This is a genomic window from Streptomyces longisporus, from assembly GCF_039532765.1.
GTDB lineage: Bacteria > Actinomycetota > Actinomycetes > Streptomycetales > Streptomycetaceae > Streptomyces > Streptomyces longisporus.
On sequence record NZ_BAAASG010000002.1, the window covers coordinates 334,738 to 352,433 of the forward strand.

The following is a 17,696-nucleotide window of genomic DNA, read 5'->3' on the forward strand; positions in this document are numbered from 1 at the left end:
ATAGTCCGAGCTTGCCAGGGGATAGTCCACGGTTGCCTCCACGTGTCGACCGCCGTGATGGCGCGGCGGTGCCCGGCCTTACCTGCTCCACGCTGCGCCCGCCGGCCTGCGCACGCATCACCCGGTGCGGGTGGGGTGCGGCCGCCGCCCGTGGCAGCGCGCCCACTTGCGCCCGCCTCCGCACGGGCAGGGGGCGTTGTGGGGCCGTCGGGCGTCGGCGGCCGCGTACTTCCGCATGATCAGGGCGGGCGGCAGATCCTGGCGCAGGAGCGCGGCCATGGTGCGCATCGGCAGGTCGACGTGGTGGAAGAACTCCTTGAAGCCGGGGCACAGATGGTTGAGGCCCGGCTCGCCGTCCGGCGTCATGTCGAACCGGTCCTTTGGGCAGCCGCCGTGACAGGCGAACCGGACGTCGCACTCGCGGCAGAAGCGCGGCAGACCGTCCCGTTTGTGCTGCCCGAACTGCTGCTGCTCGGGCGAGTCCACGAGCTCCAGCAGGTGCCGCTGCCCGATGTTGCCCAGCAGGTACCGCGGTTCGACGAAGTGGTCACAGGAGTAGACGTCCCCGTTGTGCTCCAGGGCGAGCGCGCGGCCGCAGGTCTCGGAGTGCACGCACAACGACGGCGGCGCGCCGTACCAGTTGGCCAGGGCCACGTCGAACATCTGGACGTAGACGGTGCCGACGTCGCGTCGTACCCAGTCCTCGAAGACATCGACGAGGAAGCGGCCGTACTGCTCCCCGGTGATCGAGCGCCGGGTGACCTGCTCGCCCTCCTGCCGGTACAGCGGCCGGTCCTTGGCCCTGGCGCCCCAGCCCGCGTCGGCGGCCGGCAGGTGCTGCGCGGTGGTGCGCTCCACGATCGGGATGAACTGCAGGTGCCGGGCGCCGCAGTCGTCGCGCAGGAAGGCGTAGACCTCGCGGCCGTGGCCGGCGTTGGCGTCGTGCAGGGTGGTGAGCACGTTCCAGTCCACGCCTGCCGCACGCAGGTGGTCCAGCCCTCGCATGACCCGGTCGAAGGTCGGCTTGCCGCCCTTGTCGACGCGGTAGGCGTCGTGCATCGCGCGGGGCCCGTCGACGGACAGCCCGACGAGGAAGTCGTTGTCCCGGAAGAACCGCGCCCATTCGGCGTCGATCAACGTGCCGTTGGTCTGGACGGTGTTGACGATGCGTTGTCCCGGGCGGGCGTAGCGGCGTTCGTACTCCAGGGAGCGGCGGAAGAAGTCGAGTCCCATGAGCGTGGGTTCGCCGCCCTGCCAGGCCACCGTGACCTCCGGTGCCGGACCGTGCGCCTCGATCAGCTGACGGATGTACTCCTGCAGCAGTTCGTCGGCCATCCGGAACCTGCTGCCCTCGTAGAGCAGCTCCTTGGAGAGGAAGAAGCAGTACGTGCAGTCCAGGTTGCAGATCGCCCCGGTGGGCTTGGCCAGCAGGTGGAAGGGGCTGCGCGAGGCCACGGCGTCGGGACGCCGGACGGTGGGGGCGGGCAGCCATACGGTGCTCATGGCTCCCAGCGTGGCGGCGCGGTCCGGGCCGGGGGGTCACCCGTGGCGGGTGACGCCGTGGCAGGCGCTCACCATGTGGTCAGACGGCCAGCACCCTGGTCTTGGCCCGCTCGTACTCGGCGTCGGTGATGGCGCCCTGGTCGTGCAGGGCGGCCAGTCTGCCGAGTTCGTCCGCCTTGGTGGCCCCGGCCACCGGACCCGTAGCGGCGGCCTGCCGAACGTACGAGCGGAACGCCTGCTCCTGGACCTGGGCCCGGCGCATCTCGCGCTCGCCCATCCCGCGCCCGCGGGCGATCAGATAGACGAGGACGCCGAGGAACGGCAGCGCGCAGACCAGCAGTGTCCAGCCGGCCTTGGCCCAGCCGCTGAGCGCGTCGTCGCGGAAGACGTCTCCGATCACGCGGAACAGCAGCATGAACCACATGATCCACACGAAGAACCAGAGCATGGTCAGGAACACGTTGAGCAGCGGGTAGTCCATGGTTACCTCCGCACTCAGGTGGCCGCGGCGACGGCTGCCCGACCGGTGGGGCCTGCGCCTCATACGGTGGGCCGGGCCTCCCCCTCGGGCATCACCCCCTGCGGGTGGGCCTCGGGATCCGGCATGGGGAGGGCGAGGTCTCAGGAGGCGTCGTGCGGTTGCGGTGGGGGTGTCTGCTCCCCGTTCAGCGTCGCGCGGCCGCCGGCTGCCAGGAGGGCGACAAGGGCCAGGACACCGATCAGTACGAGGCAGAGCAGCAGGATCGTCAGCGCGGTGGGATGGTTCCACAGCGCAAAGACCAGAGCCACGATCAGCAGGGCGGCCAGCGTGATCCACCGGCGGTAGGTCTGCGTCCAGACACCCACCTTTCCGGTGCGGACCTGGTGCGCGTATGCCCAGATGGCCGCGGAGTCCGCGGTGCGTTCGGAGGTGCCGCGGATCGCCACCGGCAGCCGTCCGGGACCGATCAGATAGGCGCCGAGCGCGATCACGATCCCCAGCACGATCGCCGTGCGCAGGCTCAGCCGCAGGAAGTGCAGCAGGGTGTCGAAGACGGCTGCTGCGGCCGCCTTCGACTGCACCTGGGGCGGGAGGTGGTCCAGGTAGTAGTGGCGCGCGACGACCAGGCCGATGGCCACCACCAGGCAGGCGAAGGCCGCCCCGAGGGCGGTTCGGGCGAGGGCGCGCCGCTTGCGGCGGGCCAGGAGCACTCCGGCGGCGCCGATCAGGACGACCAGGACGGGGAACCAGGTGCCGATCACGTCCAGCGCATGGGCGCCCTTGCGCATCTTGGCGAGCTGGTCGGAGTGGAACAGCACCAGCTGCTTGTTGACATCGGGAATCTTCGCCGCCGGGGACAGGCCCGCGGCGACCAACTGCTGTTTCAGCTGGTCGACGGCGGTTCCGACGTCAAGCGTGACCGTGCCGTCGCTGACGCCGACGGCGCCGCGCCCCTGCCCGGTGAGGGCGTGCACGACGGCGTTGTGGGCCCTTCGGTTGGCGTTCGTCCACACCGTGGCGAAGGCGTCGCTGTGCACCACCCGTGTGGCGATCTTCGTCACCGCGCTGTCGGTGGCGGATTCGATCTGCGGTCCGAGCCCTCGTACGGCGGCGGTGGCCCGTGGCGGCAGTCCCTGGGAGTGCAGCCAGTCGGCGAGCTCCGCGGCAGCCCGGGCGCCGTCCACGCGTACGTCCGCCGCATGGGAGAGCCGGTTGACGGCCGCGTCCTGGATGGCCGGGTCGGTCGCCAGCGGGGAGACCGTGGACACGTACCGGTTCGTGTCGAGTGCGATGTCGTGGATCCACACCGTGAGCAGCGCGACGGGAACGAGGATGCAGGTCAGTACGATCAGTACTGCGGAGGCCGTCGCGCGGACGATCCTCCCGGGCGGCGGGCTCATGCAAACTCCAGCTTCTCCAGCGGGGTTCTTCAACCTCCTCTCCATTGCCGCTGCGAAGGCCGCGAAGCGCACGTCGGGAAGGCCCGTACGTGTGAGGATGCGGGCCGGTGGTGCCGATCACCGCGGTGGCGTGTCCGAAGCGTGCAGGACGCGTCGGCCGGCCGAGCGCAACACCAGCGCCACGGCGACCTCGGCGGCGCCGAGCAGCACCAGCCACAGGCCCAGCAGACGGGCGAGCGCGACGGCCGACTCGGCGGGGTAGCCCAGTACGACGATGCCGGCGACGACACCGAGGGCGCCCGTCCCGAAGGTGAGGCCACGGTGGGCCCTGCCCCGGTCCGCGACCGCGATGTACACCGTCACCAGCCCCGACAGCAGCCAGAACACCCCGACGACGAGGGACAGCACGGCGATGGTCTGCAGCGGATGGCGCAGACACACCACCCCGACCAGCACGGAACCGAAGGCCAGCAGGATCCGCATCAGCCGGCTGCCGCTGTCCCCGTACGAACGCGAGAAGGCGGACACGAACGAGAAGGCGCCCCCGAGCAGGAAGTGCAGACCGATCACGACGGCCAGCACATGCAGCGTCTCCTGCGGCCACACGAGCACCACGACACCCGGCACCAGGGTCGCCAGGGCCCAGCCCAGCGCCCACAGCCATGCGTCGCCGATGTCCGCCAGGATGTCCTGGGCGTCGGGCGTGGCGGGCGTGGGCGTCGAGGTCATGGTGTCACCTCCCACCTCGAGCCGGGTCCCGTGATCCCCCGCGCCGGGTGAGGGCACCTCACATCCTCTGGTCGGTGACGTCGTCGCGCCGCACCACGCACAGCCCCCAGATGATGAACCCGTACATGGCGATCAGCGTCAGCGACCACATCGGGTAGTAGGGGACGGACAGGAAGTTGGCGATGATCAGCAGGGAGGCTATGGCGACACCCCCGACCCTGGCCCAGGTGGCCGCCGTGAACAGACCGAGGCTCACGATCACCCCGCCCACCCCGAGGGCCAGGTGGATCCAGCCCCAGCTGGTCAGGTCGAACTTGAAGACGTAGTTGGGGGTGGTGACGAAGACGTTGTCGTTGGCGATCGCCATGATTCCGCGGAAGATGTCGAGGACACCGGCGATCATCAGCATCACCGCGGCGAACACGGTGAGGCCGGCAGCGGCGGCCATCGTGCGGGGCGCATGGCGACGAGGAGTAACGGTGCTGGCCATGGCCGGCCTCCATTCCTCACAGGGGCTGCGGCTCGCAGCCGTTCACCACCGATCCTGAAGCGATCGGACCGCTGCGTGGTCACCCGGTGAGGGTGAGGTTGCGGCGCACCCCTTCCTGCTGTGCTGGGCGTGCACTCCCACGAACCCGAGGAGGCTGACATGGCTGCTGAGTTCCGGGGGAGGATCGCTCAGGACATCCGCGACTCGGTGCCCGACTGGGAGCCGTACCGGGAGCCGCAGCCACCGGACGGCGCGCCCAACGTCCTCTACATCGTCTGGGACGATGTGGGCTTCGGAACCTTCGACTTCTTCGGCGGCCTGGTCAGGGCCCCGGCGATGCGCCGTGTCGCGGACGCCGGTGTGCGCTTCACGAACTTCCACACCACCGCCCTGTGCTCGCCCACCCGGTCGTGCCTGATGACCGGCCGGAACGCCACCAGCAACGGCATGGCCTGCGTCACCGAGGTCACCAACGGGTTCCCCAACAGCAACGGGCGCATCCCGATGGAGAACGCCAACATCGCCGAGGTGCTGGTGGAGCGCGGCTGGAACACCTACTGCGTCGGCAAGTGGCATCTGTGCCCCTCGGAGGAGGCCAACATGGCCTCGTCCAAGCGGCACTGGCCGCTCTCCCGCGGCTTCGAGAGGTTCTACGGCTTCCTCGGCGGCGAGACCGACCAGTACTACCCGGACCTCGTCTACGACAACCATCCCCACGAGGTGAAGCAGACCCCTGACCAGGGCTACCACCTGTCGAAGGACCTGGCCGACCTGGCGATCGAGTTCATCCGCGACGCCAAGGTCATCGCGCCGGACAAGCCGTGGTTCACCTATCTGTGCCCCGGCGCGGGACACGCCCCGCACCATGTCCCGCGCGAGTGGGCCGACAAGTACCGGGGCGTCTTCGACGACGGCTACGAGGTCTACCGCGAGCTGGCCCTGCGGCGCGAGATCGAGTTGGGGATCATGCCCGAGGGGACCGAGCTCACCCCGGTCAATCCGCACGGCGAGCCGTACGCGCTCGGGCCCGGCGGGGCGCCGTGGCCGGCCGGCGAGTTCGTCCGCCCCTGGCAGACCCTGAACGAGGACGAGCGGCGCCTGTTCGCCCGCATGGCGGAGGTCTTCGCCGGGTTCATCTCCTACACCGACGCCCAACTCGGCCGAGTCCTGGACTACTTGGCGGAGTCGGGGCAGCTCGACAACACCATCACGGTGGTGGTGTCCGACAACGGGGCAAGCGGTGAGGGCGGCCCGAACGGCTCCCTGAACGAGAACAACTTCTTCAACGGCGTGCCCGACGACATGGCGGACAACCTGCGGCACCTGGAGGACCTCGGCAGCCCCAGGACCTACAACCACTACCCGACCGGGTGGGCCTGGGCCTTCGACACCCCCTTCAAGTACTGGAAGCGGTGGGCCTCCTACGAGGGCGGCGTCGCCGACCCGATGTTCCTGTCCTGGCCGGCCGGCATCGGGGCCGCGGGCGGCATACGGCACCAGTACGCGCATGCCATCGACCTCGTGCCGACCTTGTACGACCTGCTCGGTGTCGAACCGCCGGAGAGCGTCAAGGGCTACCGGCAGTCCCCGCTGCACGGCGCGAGTCTGCGCGGCGTCCTGGAGAACCCCCAGGCACCCGACCCCCGGGACACGCAGTTCTACGTCATGCTGGGCACCCGCGGCATCTGGCACGACGGCTGGCACGCCTCGGCGCTGCATCCGCCGGCACCGTCCGGCTGGAGCAGCTTCGACGACGACACCTGGGAGCTTTACCACCTGCGGGAGGACCGCTCCGAGGCCCGCGACCTGGCGGCCGAGCACCCGCAGAAACTGGAGGAACTCAAGCGGCTGTGGGCGCGCGAGGCCGAACGCCACAACGGGCTGCCGCTCGACGACCGCACGGCGATCGAGATCTTCAGCACGCCACGGCCCCAGCTCTCCAAGCCCCGCGGCCAGTACGTGTACTACCCCGACTGCGCCGACGTGCCCGAGCCGGTGGCGGTCAACATCCGCGGCCGGTCCTACACGCTCGCCGCCGACGTCCGTCTCGACACCCCCGAGGCCCGCGGTGTGCTGTTCGCGCAGGGCGGCCGGTTCGGCGGACACAGCCTGTATCTCCTCGACGGACGGCTGCACTACGTCTACAACTGGCTGGGCCGGATGGAGCAGAAGGTCGCCTCGCCCGGCCGGGTGCCCGTCGGCGACCACATCCTGTCGGCCGCCTTCCACGCCGACGACCGCAAGGCCAACGGCCTCACGGTCGGGACCCTGACCCTGCGCGTCGACGACCGTGAGGCGGGGGCGATCCGGATCAGGACCCAGCCCGGCATGTTCGCCTGCGACGGCGAGGGTCTGTGCGTGGGCCGCGACAGCGGCCAGGCCGTGTCCGCGGACTACGACCCGCCCTTCCACTTCCTGGGCGGCACGATCCGCCGCGTGCTGGTCGATGTCAGCGGTCAGCCCTTCGCCGATCTGGAGAAGGAGGCCGCCGGCGCCTTCATGCGCGACTGACGGGGGCGTACGCAACGGCTGCCGGAGGGAGGACGGCGCGATGAGCAGTGGCGCCTGGACGGTGGTGGCGGTGGCGGCCGTCACCACCGCCTACGCCCTCGGATCGCGTCGGCTGTCGACCACGCCCGTCTCCTCGGCGATGGTGTTCACCGGATGCGGCATCCTCATCGGTCCCGCCGTCCTCGACCTCGTCGGCATCGGACACGACGCCGCACCGCTCACGGCCCTGCTGGAAGCCGCCCTGACCCTGGTGCTGTTCACCGACGCCATGACCGTACGGCGAGGCGACCTGGCCACGGGCGGCTTCCTGCCCGGCCGGCTGCTGGGCATCGGCCTCCCCCTGAGCATCGCCGCGGGCTGGCTGCTGGCCTGGCCACTGCTGCCAGGACTGACCGCGTGGGAGCTGGCCCTGGTCGGCGCGATCCTCGCACCCACGGATGCCGCCCTGGGCAAGAGCGCCATGTCCGATCCTCGGGTGCCGGTGCTCGTCCGCCAGGGCCTCAATGTGGAGAGCGGCCTCAACGACGGCATGGTGCTGCCGTTCTTCGTCATCTTCCTCGCGGCCATCCCCGGCACGTCCTACGCCCACGAAGGCGTGGCGGGCACATTCTGGCGTGCCCTGCTGCTCAGCACCGCCCTGGGCGTGCTGGTCGGCGGCTGCGGCGGCCGGCTGCTACAGGCGGCCCGAGGGCACGGCTGGGTCACCCGGCAGTGGCGGGAAGTCCTTGTCCTCGCCCTCGCCGCGGTCTCGTACGAACTGGCCGTGATCACCGACGGCAGCGGCTTCATCGCTGCCTGGGTCGCCGGGTTCGCCTTCGGATACGTCCTTCGGCGCTTCCCCGTCGCCGATGACAGCGAGCAGCGGAACAGGGACGACACGCCCGAGTTCGCCGAGAACCTGGCGGGCCTGCTGGCGTCGGTCAGCCTGATGCTCTTCGGCGCGGTGCTGCTGGGACCCACGCTGCAGCACCTGACCTGGAAGATCATGGTCTACGCCGCGCTCAGCCTGACCGTGGTGCGCATGGTGCCCGTGGCCGTCTCGTTGCTCGGCAGCGGTCTGCGGCCGCCGACCGTCGCGTACATCGGGTGGTTCGGGCCGCGCGGTCTCGCCTCCGTCGTCCTGGCGCTGCTCGTGGTGGAGGAGCACGTGCCGGGGACGGAGACGATGGGCCGGGTGGTCGCCGCGACAGTGGCGCTCAGCGTCCTGCTGCACGGTGTGTCGGCCGTGGCGCTCGCCGACAGGTACGGCGCCTGGTTCCGGCGGACGGCCGCGGGTGACGGCCGTGAGCTGCGGGAGGGCGCCGCGGTGCCGGAGAGCCCGGCGCTGTCCGCCGAGCCAGGTGCTACGCGGTGAGGTCCGTCCTCGCCGACACGTGTCCCGCGGCCACCGCATCGGCCAGCGCCTGGTGATCGCGCTCGTTCTGATCGGCGTAGGCCTGCGCGAACCGAGCCAGCGCCCGGTCGAAGGTGTCGCCGCGACCGAGGTACGCGCCGATGGCGATCGGATCGCCGGAGCGGGCATGGGCGCGCGCCAGCGAGGCGCCGCACAGCCGCCCGAAGAGCGCCAGGGTCGCGGGATCCATGGTCTCCGGCCGGGCGATGCCCTTCCAGTCCCGCAACTGCCGTACGTAGAAGTCGCGTTCGCGGCCGTCGATGCCCGTCATGTGCTTCCAGCCGAGGAAGATGTCACTGGCGGCCTGCATCAGCCGCTGCCCCGCCACCACCCGCTCACCCTGGTTCTCGTACGCGCTCGCACCGCTGTAGGGGGCGAGGACCGAGTTGCCTGCCTCCTTGGCCTGCAGCAGCAGGGGATCGTCGTCGTCCCGGCCCAGCAGCAGAATGATCCAGCAGCGGGTGCCTACGCTGCCGACGCCGACCACCTTGCGCGCCATGTCGACCACGTGGAACCGGCCCAGGAGGTGCTGCCGCTCCGACGACAGGGTGCGTGCGTAGTCCGCGACCAAGGCCCGCAGGGTCCGTTGCAGCTCGCCGCCTTCACTGCCGGGCAGCAGTTCGTCGAGCGGTGTGATGAGCGGGGGGTCGGAGATGATCCGGGGTGCGCCGTCGACCAGGCGGGTCAGTTTCCCGAAGGCCTGCAGGCTGGTCCGGGTACGGGCCTTGGCCGACGCGGTGTCGACCCGTCGGCGGTCGCTGCGGCTCAGCCTCTCGGACAGGATCGCCTCGACCTGGGCGGCGTCGTCGCGGGCGTACCAGATGTCGAGGGTGCGCATCCCGGCGAACTCCCGCATCCGCTCGCGGTAGGCCCGGACGCTCTCGCGCACCACCGTGGTGCAGTCCGATTCCGGGAACGAGTTGGCGCGACCGGCGATCACCAGACTCGCGGCGAGCCGTTTGACGTCCCATTCGAAGGGGCCCGGCAGGGTCTCGTCGAAGTCGTTGATGTCGAAGACCAGATGCCGCTCGGGGGAGGCGAGCAGCCGGAAGTTCAACAGATGGGCGTCACCGCACAGTTGGGCCATCAGCCCGGTGTGCGGGGATGCCCCCAGATCGGACGCCATGATCGCCGCCGCGCCGCGGTAGAAGCGGAACGGCGACTCGAGCATCCGGCCGTAACGGATCGGGACGAGTTCCGGGACCCTGGCGGCGGACTGCCGCTCGATGATGTCGACGGGATCCGGCCGCTTGGCGTCCGGCTCGAAGACGGCATGGGCGGTGCGCGGCAGCACGGCCCGCGTTGCCTTTCCCAGCTCCGCGCGCTCGGAAGAAGATGCAGGGCTCTCGTTCATCGTGACCATGAGCGTCCCTCCTTTCTCGCATCGTCGCGGGTCGCTGCTCGCGTGGGATCACCCCGGGCAGGTGATGTCCCGGCCGGCGACGGGCGCTCTGATACGCATGTGCGCAGTGCCGAGACTCCAGCTCGGGCGGCCGTCCCGAGCGACCGTCCGCCCGGGACGGTTCAGAGGTGGACGGCTCGTCTCGCGCTGCTGGTCGCGACCGCCGCGATCGTGCTGCTGCTGGCGGCTGCCGGGGTCAGAAGCGTTTCCCTGCTGCTCGTCGGTCTGGCGGGGCTCGCCGTCACGGCGGCCGCCGTGTGGTGGGCGCTCACCCGTCACGGCCTGCTCCGGGCGCTTTCCTCCGCCCTGGCCTCGGTGGTGCCACTCGCCGTGCTGGTGTACTACTCCGCCGTGCACCTGCTGTGGGCCGCCTTGTCGGCCCTCACCCTGGGGGCCGTGGCGAGACTGACCGGGCGAGCCGCCCTCGGCGCGGAGACGCGTCCCGCGGGACCGCCGCAGCAGCGGACTCCGCCGCCGAAAACGCCGTTTCTCATCATGAACCCCCGATCGGGCGGCGGTAAGGTCGGCAGGTTCCACCTCGCGGAGAGGGCCCGGGCACTGGGCGCCGAGGTCGCCGTACTCGACCCCGCTCACCCGCAGGACGTCGCCGAACTGGCCCGCCGAGCCGTTGCCGAGGGCGCGGACCTGCTGGGAGTCGCCGGAGGGGACGGCACCCAGGCGCAGGTCGCAGGGGTTGCCGAACAACACGACATACCGTTCATGGTGATCTCGGCGGGCACCCGCAACCACTTCGCGCTGGATCTCGGCCTGGATCGTGCCGACTGCTCGAAGTGCCTCGACGCCCTCACCGACGGAGTGGAACTCCGCATCGACCTCGGCTTCGTCTGCGACCGTGTCTTCGTCAACAACGCGTCCTTCGGTGTGTACGCGCAGGTCGTGCAGAGCGACGCCTACCGTGACGACAAGGTGGGCACGATCCTCCAGCGGCTACCGGAGCTGCTGACCCACCGGTCCGGCCCCCGGCTGACCGTCCGCAACGCCCACGTGCTCATGGATGCACCGCAGGCGGTGCTGGTCAGCAACAACCCCTACCAGGTGGGGGATGCCGCCGGCCTCGGTCGCCGCACGCAGCTGGATTCCGGCGTGCTCGGCGTCCTCGGCGTCAACGTCGACAACGCGGCCCAGGCGGTCGACCTGCTGCGCGGCCGGCACGCCCGCGGGCTCACCGCGTTCACCGCCACCGAGGTGGTGGTGGACGCCGATGCTGCGGAGATACCGGTCGGCGTCGACGGCGAGGCCCTCGTCCTGCCCACCCCCGTGACCTGCCGCACAGCGCCCGGTTCGCTGCGCGTACGGGTGCCCCGGGGCCGGCCGGGGGTGCCCCGGGCGAATCCACCGACGGACTGGCGGGCCCTGGGGCGACTCGCCTTCGCACGCGGTAGCGCGGCCGGAGGGAACCGGTAGTCGCGGCTATCGGTGCGGCGCCTCCGCATCCAGCACCGCTCGGGGGGTACGACGCGGGGTGGCGGAGCCCTCCGGTCCGTAGCCGAGCCGGATCAGCATCTGGGCGTGACCGGTGTGGTGGGGGTCAGGGCCCAGGCTGCGGCGCAGGTCGGGCCATTCCATCGGCTGGTGCAGCAGCGACGCGCGCAGCCCCAGGGCGGTGGCCACGAGCAGGACGTGTTCAAGTGCCTCTCCCGCCCGCAGCCAGTCCGTACGACGGTCGTGCTCGGTCCTGAGCAGGGCGATGGCCGGCGCGGTCTCGAAGTCCTGGGCGGGCAGCCGCCCGGATTGGCGTGTGGCGGTGAAGTCCCGCATGGGGATGCGTTCGCGGGCGTCCTGCGGACCGAGTGCGGTGTGCGGGAGGCCGACGTCGAACGGGCTGTCCGGGTCCCGGTGCACCCAGCGGCGGCTCTCCCTGCCGCGGTCGCCATCGAGGCGGTTGCGCTGCTCGGCCTCCGCGGTCACCCGCAGCAGCCGGGCCGTCTCGGCGGCCTCGGGAAAGTCCAGCGAGGCGCCTTCCGCGTGGGCGGCCTCGGCGAGTTCGGCGCGCGCCTGCGGCGGCAGGGGCCTGGGAGAGAACGGGAAGCGGCTGCTGTGTCTGCGCCAGATCGCCGGGTAGAGGTCGCCACGGTGTTCCGTGCCGTACCGACCGGCCGATCCGGTGGGCCGGACGACGGCGAGCAGGCCGGGGTCGTCGGGGCGGGGCAGCAGCCGCACCACGGGGGACCAGCCGAAGTGGGACACCGCCACGCGGAGGTTGAAGACGGAGGCACCCACCGACAGATGCAGCGCACGGCCGGCCGGATCGGCGCGAGGCAGGCTGCGCTGCGGGTCCGCGCGCACCTCGAAGGCGACGGTCTCGGGGTCCAGCCTGAAGCGCCAGGGCTGCGTGTTGAAGAACGAGGGCGCGGCCACGGCGGCCGCCACACAGGCTTCCAGGGTCGCGGCGTCGAGAGGCACGGATGGCATGGTGCCCTCCTCCCGCACGGGTTTCGGAACAGGTGGTTGTCCTACGAGGGTGAGCGCGCGACGGCCTCCGGGTGAGGGGCCGATGGTCCCCGGCAGGTGGCCCGTCGGGCCACCCATGAGGACGGTCGTGGGGATGGATCGCTCCGCCCACGGGTGGCGGCAGGGCTGAAGGGCCCCTCGTCGCCGCAGACTTGGTCCCGGTCGGCCCCACGACTGCCTCTGCCCGGCCCATGCCACGACACGCGCACGGCTGTCACCTTGCTCGAAGTGACGACGAAGAGGTGCGAGCCGATGCTGACGTGCAGACGAACCAAGAGGTGGCTGTGGCGGTGGCGGGCCAACCCGCTGCGCAGGCGCGACGACGTGCTCGAGGCCTGGCTCGTGCTGGCCCTCTGGACGCTCGTGGCCGTGGGCGGAGCCCTCGCCGGCGTGCTGACGGCCCGGGCCGCCGACGACGCCTTCATGCAGCAGCGCGCCGAGCGCACCCCCGTAACGGCCGTGCTCCTCACGGACACACCACCCGCGGAGGCGACGAGCTACCGGGCGTTTGCGCAGGTCCGCTGGATCGGAAAGGACGGATCCGCCCGCACCGGCAGGACACTGGTGAACGGCGGACTCAAGGCCGGATCAACGACGGTGCTCTGGACCGACGCACGGGGCGACCTCACCACCCGACCGCCGAGCCGCACCGATGCGGCGGTCGAAGCGGGCCTCCTGGCAGCGGCGTCGGCGCTCGCCGTCAGCGGCATCGCGTTCGGAGTCACAGGCGCCGCACGCTACTGGCTGGACCGGCGGCGCATCGACGAATGGGGCAGGGAGTGGGACCTGGTCGGCCCGCGGTGGGGACACAAGACGGGCTGACCGCCGGCCGTGTCGATGCCGGGCGTGTCCCGGCACGCCGAGGAGGCGGGCCGCTGCTCGGACACGCCAAGGCAGTTCTCTGAACCAGCGCCGGCCGGGTCCGGGGTGTGGTCCATGGCTTCACGGCGGACGACTTCTTCGTAGGCGTTACGTCGGTGGCCCTGCCAAGGGGGCAAGTCCAGGAGAAGGACAGCGACAGAAGGATGACTCAGGAGGCGGACGGTTCGATCTCCCCCGCGAAGACGATGACCTGGTCGATGAGGCTCCGTCGCAGATGGACGACGTCCGTTCCCGCCAGGCGGGGACCTCCATCAGGGGTGGTGAAGACCCATTGGTACCGGGCCCATTCGTCAGGCATGTCCACCGCCGAGCAGCGCACCATCGTGCCGGTCCCCGCCGGGTGGCGCCGGATGTCCAGCACGAACCGCTCGACCGCCGCGATTCCTTCGCTGCGACCCAACGGCCCCCAGAAGACGACGTCTGAGGTCAGGGCCTGGGAGAGCAGGGCAGTCACATAGCTGTCCTCCGAGGCGTTGAACGCGGAGATGAACGTGTCGATCGCGGAGCGTGCAATCTCTTCCTGCATGCCCCAGTAATACCAGCCGTTTCCCGTGCGCTCCCGAAGCTCCGGACGAGGCCCTGCTCGTGCATGGGCTCGCGCACCAGTGGTTCGGCAACTCCGTCACGCCGCGCAAGTGGAAGGACATGTGGCTCAGTTGGGGGCTGGCACGACGGTGGAGTGCTGGGCAGCGACGTCGGGGATGAGCCGCTGTATGGCGCGGTCGGCCGGCATCCGGAAGGCGTTCACCGACCTCAGTGCGCTGGCTCAACGGTGAACCCACCCAGGAGATGGTCTCCGGTCCCCGCTTTCCAGATCGGCGGGCACTCCTGGCGACCTGGTCCGACTCGGACCGGACTCGCCCTAGGTGTCGAGGAACTCGGGGATGAAGATGTCGCGGCTGGTCAGCAGGCGCTTGGAGAGGCCCTGCTCGTGGTGGTAGCGCAGGAAGGTGTCGACCGCCTTGCGGTTCGCGCGCATGCCGTAGGGCCACCAGTCCTCGCCGAGCAGACTGCGGTTGTGTTCGAACAGGCTGCTGAACCAGGGGGTCACCAGGCTCATGTGCTGCTTCGCGGCGTCCTCGATGTATGCGCGTTCGGCCAGGTCCTTTGCCTTGAGGAAGGCGCGGTAGACCGAGCGCAGATCCTCGGAACGGTGCACCAGCGCCTTGCGGACGGCGACGATGTGCATCGGGGGGAAGATCCCGGTGCGCCGGTAGTAGTCGCGCTCGACGTTCTCATAGTCGGGGAAGAGCCGGGCGACCTTCGTCGATCCCCGCAACATGGCCTGGGGCACGTCGACCGAGATGAGCGCGTCGATCTCTCCGGACTCGAGCATGGCGCCCAGGGTCTGGCCGTCGTCGGCGTGCCGCACCTCCACGCCGTCCGGTACCGGCTGCGGGAGCCAGTCGAACGCGGGGATGGGATGGTCGGTGCCGCCGATGACCCAGCGGCACTGGTCGACGGTCACGCCGTACTCGTCCGAGAGGATGCCCTTGGGCCAGACCCCTGCGTCGTGTCCGAAGAGCGCGAACTCGCCGAGTGTCTTGCCGGCGAGGTCCTGCGGCTTCTCGATCCCCGCCTCGGTGTTCACGAAGATGGCGGAGTGCCGGAAGTTGCGGTTCGGGAAGATCGGCAGCGCCATGAATGGCGCGTCCTCCAGGTCGAAGGTGCGCAGGAAGTAGGTCAAGCCGAGTTCCGCTATGTCGTAGCGGCCTTCGAGCATGTGCCGGAAGAGGTCCGAGACGAGGGGCTCCGTCTCAAGGATGGCGTCCACCCCGTCGATCTTTGCGCGGCCGTCGAAGAGTGCCTCGGTGTGCTCGTACCGGTAGGTGCCGATGGTCAGCTCGGTGCTCATCAAGATCCTCGCTTCCGTGAATGACCTTTCATTTTCACCATGGGCCCGATACGGTTCCCCTGTCAAGATGAATGATCATTCACTTCGAGGGAGGCGGGCCATGCCGCGCATCACGCCCGAGCGTCGGGAAGCCAAGCGCGCGGAGATCGTGGCGGCAGCGCGCCGGTGTTTCGCGCGGGGCGGCTTCCACCAGACCTCGATGCCGGACATCGCCGCCGCAGCCGGCGTTTCCGCGGGCGCCCCCTACCGCTACTTCGCGAGCAAGGAGGAGATCATCCTGGCCATCGCCGCGGACGCCTTCCGGCTGATCTTCGAGCCGATGGAGCGGGTGGCCGTGGCCGCCGACGCCCCCACCCTGGGCGACCTGCTCGCCGCCTCCCTTCAGGCACTGAGCGCCGAGCCCGTCACGGACGCCGCAGGGCAGATGGTGCCGGTCGAAGAACTGCTGCAGTGTGTTGTGCAGACCTGGTCGGAACTGCTGCGCAATGACGGCCTGCACGCCCGCGCCTTGGAAGGCTTCGAAAGAGTCCGTCGCAGCATCGCCGACGCCCTGCGCCGCGGACAAGCGGCGGGCACTGTCCAAACAGTGGACCCGGAGAGCGGCGCACGGGTAGTGATCGGCCTGCTGCACGGATTCCTGCTCCAGCGTGTCGCCTTCGGCTTGACCGACACGGCGGGATTCAACGACGCCGTCCAGGTGTTGTTCGACGGAGCCGAGCGCCCGGACAACACTCCGCGGTGAGCGTTCCCCAGCCCAGTTGGCCGGTGAGCACTCCAGTGGGACATACCAACCTCAACGCGGTGCCATGGCTGCAACTGACGCGTGATCGCCCGATTCGGGTGGGGCGGCCGCCCCGTCACGCCGATGGCCACAGGGTGACGAGCGGGCAGGGTGCGGACGATGCAACTCCTCCAGCACGCGCCCCCGCGCTAGAGATTCAGTGCAGCCATCGGTGCTGCCGGCGCCACCAAATACTGCAGTCCGGTTTCGTGATCTATCCGGTGGGCTCGTCGGCGGTCCGTTGTCGGGGGTGGTTGCGTCGGGCTGTTGCCTGGTGGTGTCTGCGCCAGATGGACCAGGGCGAGCGAGTGTCGTCTTTCCGGCAGCACTGCCGGGCCGGTCGAGGCGGTTGTCGAGGACGAGCGTGGCTGGCGCGGTGCGTCGCAGCGTGAGCGGTCCCGGTCACCGCGAGGCGGATGCCGAGCTATAGTCACGAGGTCGCGAAAAACGATGTTCCGCGGTCCACCCGCCGGACGTCGCACATACATCGATGCAGATGGTTCTGATCGGTGAGCGTCTCCTTGCCGAGATCGGGCACCCCGTCCGCTTTCGGCGCTGACCATCGCCGGCGCGTGCCGGCGCAACAGAGGAGCGCAGCATGCAGAAGACCATCGCCATTGTCGGAGCGGGACTGGGCGGGCTGACGCTCGCCCGGGTGCTTCAGGCTCACGGCGTCTCCGCGACGATCTACGAGGGTGAGGCTTCGGCGACGACCCGTACGCAAGGCGGCCTGCTCGACATCCACGAAGAGACCGGCCAGGTCGCAGTTCGCGCAGCCGGTCTGTACGACGAGTTCCTCACTCTGGTCCGCCCGGGCGAGGACGCCAAGCGCGTGGTGGACCGCCACGGAACGATCCTGTTCGACATGCCCGCGGACCCCGGTTCGGCCCGTCCTGAGGTGGATCGTGGCGAACTGCGGCGCCTGCTCATCGACTCGCTGGCGCCCGGAACGATCAGGTGGGGTCACAAGCTCGCCTCGGTCCGGCACCGTGTGGAGGGCGGCTACCTCCTCACCTTCGCGGAAGGATCCGCCACGCGCGCCGACATCGTCATCGGCGCGGACGGTGCCTGGTCGAAGGTGCGTCCGCTGCTCACCACCGCCAAGCCCGTATTCAGCGGAACCTGCTTCATCGAGATCGCCCTGGCCTCGGGCCGCCAGGAGTGCCGGGCGAGCGTGGCCGCGATCGGCAGCGGCACGCTGATGGCGGTCGCGCCGGGCAAAGGCATCATCGCGCATCGCTACGCCGACGGGCACGTGCGCGGATACGTGGCGCTGAACAAGCCCGAGGAGTGGATGAGGTCGATCGACTTCGGCGACCCGTCCGCTGGCCTCCGTCAACTTGCCGAAGAGTTCGATGGCTGGTCGCCGCTGCTCACCGCCTTCGTGACACAGAGCGACGCGGAACCGTGGCTCCGACCCATCTACGCCCTGCCCGTCGGGCTCTCATGGGACAGGGTGCCCGGCGTGACGCTCATCGGCGACGCCGCGCATCTGATGTCGCCCTTCGCCGGCGAGGGTGCGAACCTCGCCATGTACGACGGCGCGGACCTGGCGAGCAAGCTGGTTGAGCAACCCGACATCGAGGTCGCGCTCACCGCCTACGAAGAACGGCTGTTCCTTCGTAGTGGCGACGCGGCCAGCCGCTCGGCGCAGAACCTGGAGATCTTCTTCGGCCAGGAAGCACCGCAGAGCGCAGTCACTCTGTTCGATCGCTCCTGACACCTCGGTCCGGGTTCGCGCTCTTGTCGCGAACCCGGCAGGGAACGGGCACGGCCATCTCATGATCATCGGGGGTT

General features: G+C 70.1%; 15 protein-coding genes and 1 pseudogene. 7 read left to right on the forward strand and 9 right to left on the reverse strand.

What is annotated here, in order from left to right; genetic code table 11:
* Positions 1-117: 117 nt before the first annotated feature.
* The 5 genes from ABD355_RS03125 to ABD355_RS03145 all read right to left on the reverse strand — a co-directional run bounded on the left by ABD355_RS03125 (position 118) and on the right by ABD355_RS03145 (position 4,603).
* Positions 118-1,503, reverse strand: a complete 1,386-nt coding sequence (locus ABD355_RS03125; RefSeq protein WP_344398459.1) for an anaerobic sulfatase maturase — start codon at positions 1,501-1,503, stop codon at positions 118-120.
* 79 nt (positions 1,504-1,582) lie between these two features.
* On the reverse strand, positions 1,583-1,984 hold the full coding sequence (locus tag ABD355_RS03130) for an SHOCT domain-containing protein (protein ID WP_344398460.1): 402 nt from the start codon (positions 1,982-1,984) through the stop codon (positions 1,583-1,585).
* 140 nt (positions 1,985-2,124) lie between these two features.
* Positions 2,125-3,384: a hypothetical protein gene (locus ABD355_RS03135; protein ID WP_344398461.1), complete on the reverse strand. Its 1,260-nt coding sequence runs from the start codon at positions 3,382-3,384 to the stop codon at positions 2,125-2,127.
* Between the two features lie 117 nt (positions 3,385-3,501).
* On the reverse strand, positions 3,502-4,113 hold the full coding sequence (locus ABD355_RS03140) for an HdeD family acid-resistance protein (protein WP_344398462.1): 612 nt from the start codon (positions 4,111-4,113) through the stop codon (positions 3,502-3,504).
* A 58-nt stretch (positions 4,114-4,171) separates the two neighbouring features.
* Positions 4,172-4,603: a DUF7144 family membrane protein gene (locus ABD355_RS03145; protein WP_344398463.1), complete on the reverse strand. Its 432-nt coding sequence runs from the start codon at positions 4,601-4,603 to the stop codon at positions 4,172-4,174.
* A 159-nt stretch (positions 4,604-4,762) separates the two neighbouring features.
* Here ABD355_RS03145 and ABD355_RS03150 point away from each other — a divergent pair, with 159 nt between their 5' ends.
* Complete coding sequence (locus ABD355_RS03150) at positions 4,763-7,114, forward strand: arylsulfatase (protein WP_344398464.1); 2,352 nt, start codon at positions 4,763-4,765, stop codon at positions 7,112-7,114.
* Between the two features lie 40 nt (positions 7,115-7,154).
* Positions 7,155-8,468, forward strand: coding sequence for a cation:proton antiporter (locus ABD355_RS03155; protein ID WP_344398465.1), 1,314 nt, complete (start codon positions 7,155-7,157; stop codon positions 8,466-8,468).
* On the opposite strand, the gene ABD355_RS03160 is transcribed toward ABD355_RS03155, so the two are convergent.
* Positions 8,458-9,870 carry a DUF2252 domain-containing protein gene (locus ABD355_RS03160; RefSeq protein WP_344398466.1) on the reverse strand — a complete coding sequence of 471 codons (1,413 nt, stop codon included), beginning with the start codon at positions 9,868-9,870 and terminating at the stop codon, positions 8,458-8,460. The genes ABD355_RS03155 and ABD355_RS03160 overlap by 11 nt on opposite strands.
* Before the next feature lie 186 nt (positions 9,871-10,056).
* Between ABD355_RS03160 and ABD355_RS03165 the strand changes: the two genes are divergently transcribed.
* On the forward strand, positions 10,057-11,334 hold the full coding sequence (locus ABD355_RS03165; RefSeq protein WP_344399033.1) for a diacylglycerol/lipid kinase family protein: 1,278 nt from the start codon (positions 10,057-10,059) through the stop codon (positions 11,332-11,334).
* 6 nt (positions 11,335-11,340) lie between these two features.
* On the opposite strand, the gene ABD355_RS03170 is transcribed toward ABD355_RS03165, so the two are convergent.
* A complete protein-coding gene (locus ABD355_RS03170) occupies positions 11,341-12,342 on the reverse strand; it encodes an Acg family FMN-binding oxidoreductase (protein WP_344398467.1) in 1,002 nt (333 codons plus the stop codon).
* A gap of 267 nt (positions 12,343-12,609) precedes the next feature.
* On the opposite strand from ABD355_RS03170, the gene ABD355_RS03175 reads away from it, so the two are divergent.
* Positions 12,610-13,203, forward strand: a complete 594-nt coding sequence (locus tag ABD355_RS03175; protein WP_344398468.1) for an Rv1733c family protein — start codon at positions 12,610-12,612, stop codon at positions 13,201-13,203.
* A 208-nt stretch (positions 13,204-13,411) separates the two neighbouring features.
* Here ABD355_RS03175 and ABD355_RS03180 read toward each other — a convergent pair whose 3' ends face one another.
* Positions 13,412-13,789: a hypothetical protein gene (locus ABD355_RS03180; protein ID WP_030739679.1), complete on the reverse strand. Its 378-nt coding sequence runs from the start codon at positions 13,787-13,789 to the stop codon at positions 13,412-13,414.
* A 32-nt stretch (positions 13,790-13,821) separates the two neighbouring features.
* Between ABD355_RS03180 and ABD355_RS03185 the strand changes: the two are divergent.
* Positions 13,822-13,932, forward strand: a pseudogene (locus ABD355_RS03185) (M1 family aminopeptidase); the annotation flags it as partial.
* Positions 13,933-14,125: 193 nt separating this feature from the next.
* Here ABD355_RS03185 and ABD355_RS03190 read toward each other — a convergent pair.
* Positions 14,126-15,118: a substrate-binding domain-containing protein gene (locus ABD355_RS03190; protein ID WP_344398469.1), complete on the reverse strand. Its 993-nt coding sequence runs from the start codon at positions 15,116-15,118 to the stop codon at positions 14,126-14,128.
* On the opposite strand from ABD355_RS03190, the gene ABD355_RS03195 reads away from it, so the two are divergent.
* The gene (locus ABD355_RS03195) at positions 15,111-15,860 is read left to right on the forward strand and encodes a TetR/AcrR family transcriptional regulator (RefSeq protein WP_344398470.1); all 750 of its coding nucleotides are present in this window, start codon (positions 15,111-15,113) and stop codon (positions 15,858-15,860) included. The two genes, ABD355_RS03190 and ABD355_RS03195, sit on opposite strands and share 8 nt — an antisense overlap.
* Before the next feature lie 637 nt (positions 15,861-16,497).
* Positions 16,498-17,619 carry an FAD-dependent oxidoreductase gene (locus ABD355_RS03200; RefSeq protein ID WP_344398471.1) on the forward strand — a complete coding sequence of 374 codons (1,122 nt, stop codon included), beginning with the start codon at positions 16,498-16,500 and terminating at the stop codon, positions 17,617-17,619.
* The last annotated feature ends 77 nt before the right edge of the window (positions 17,620-17,696 follow it).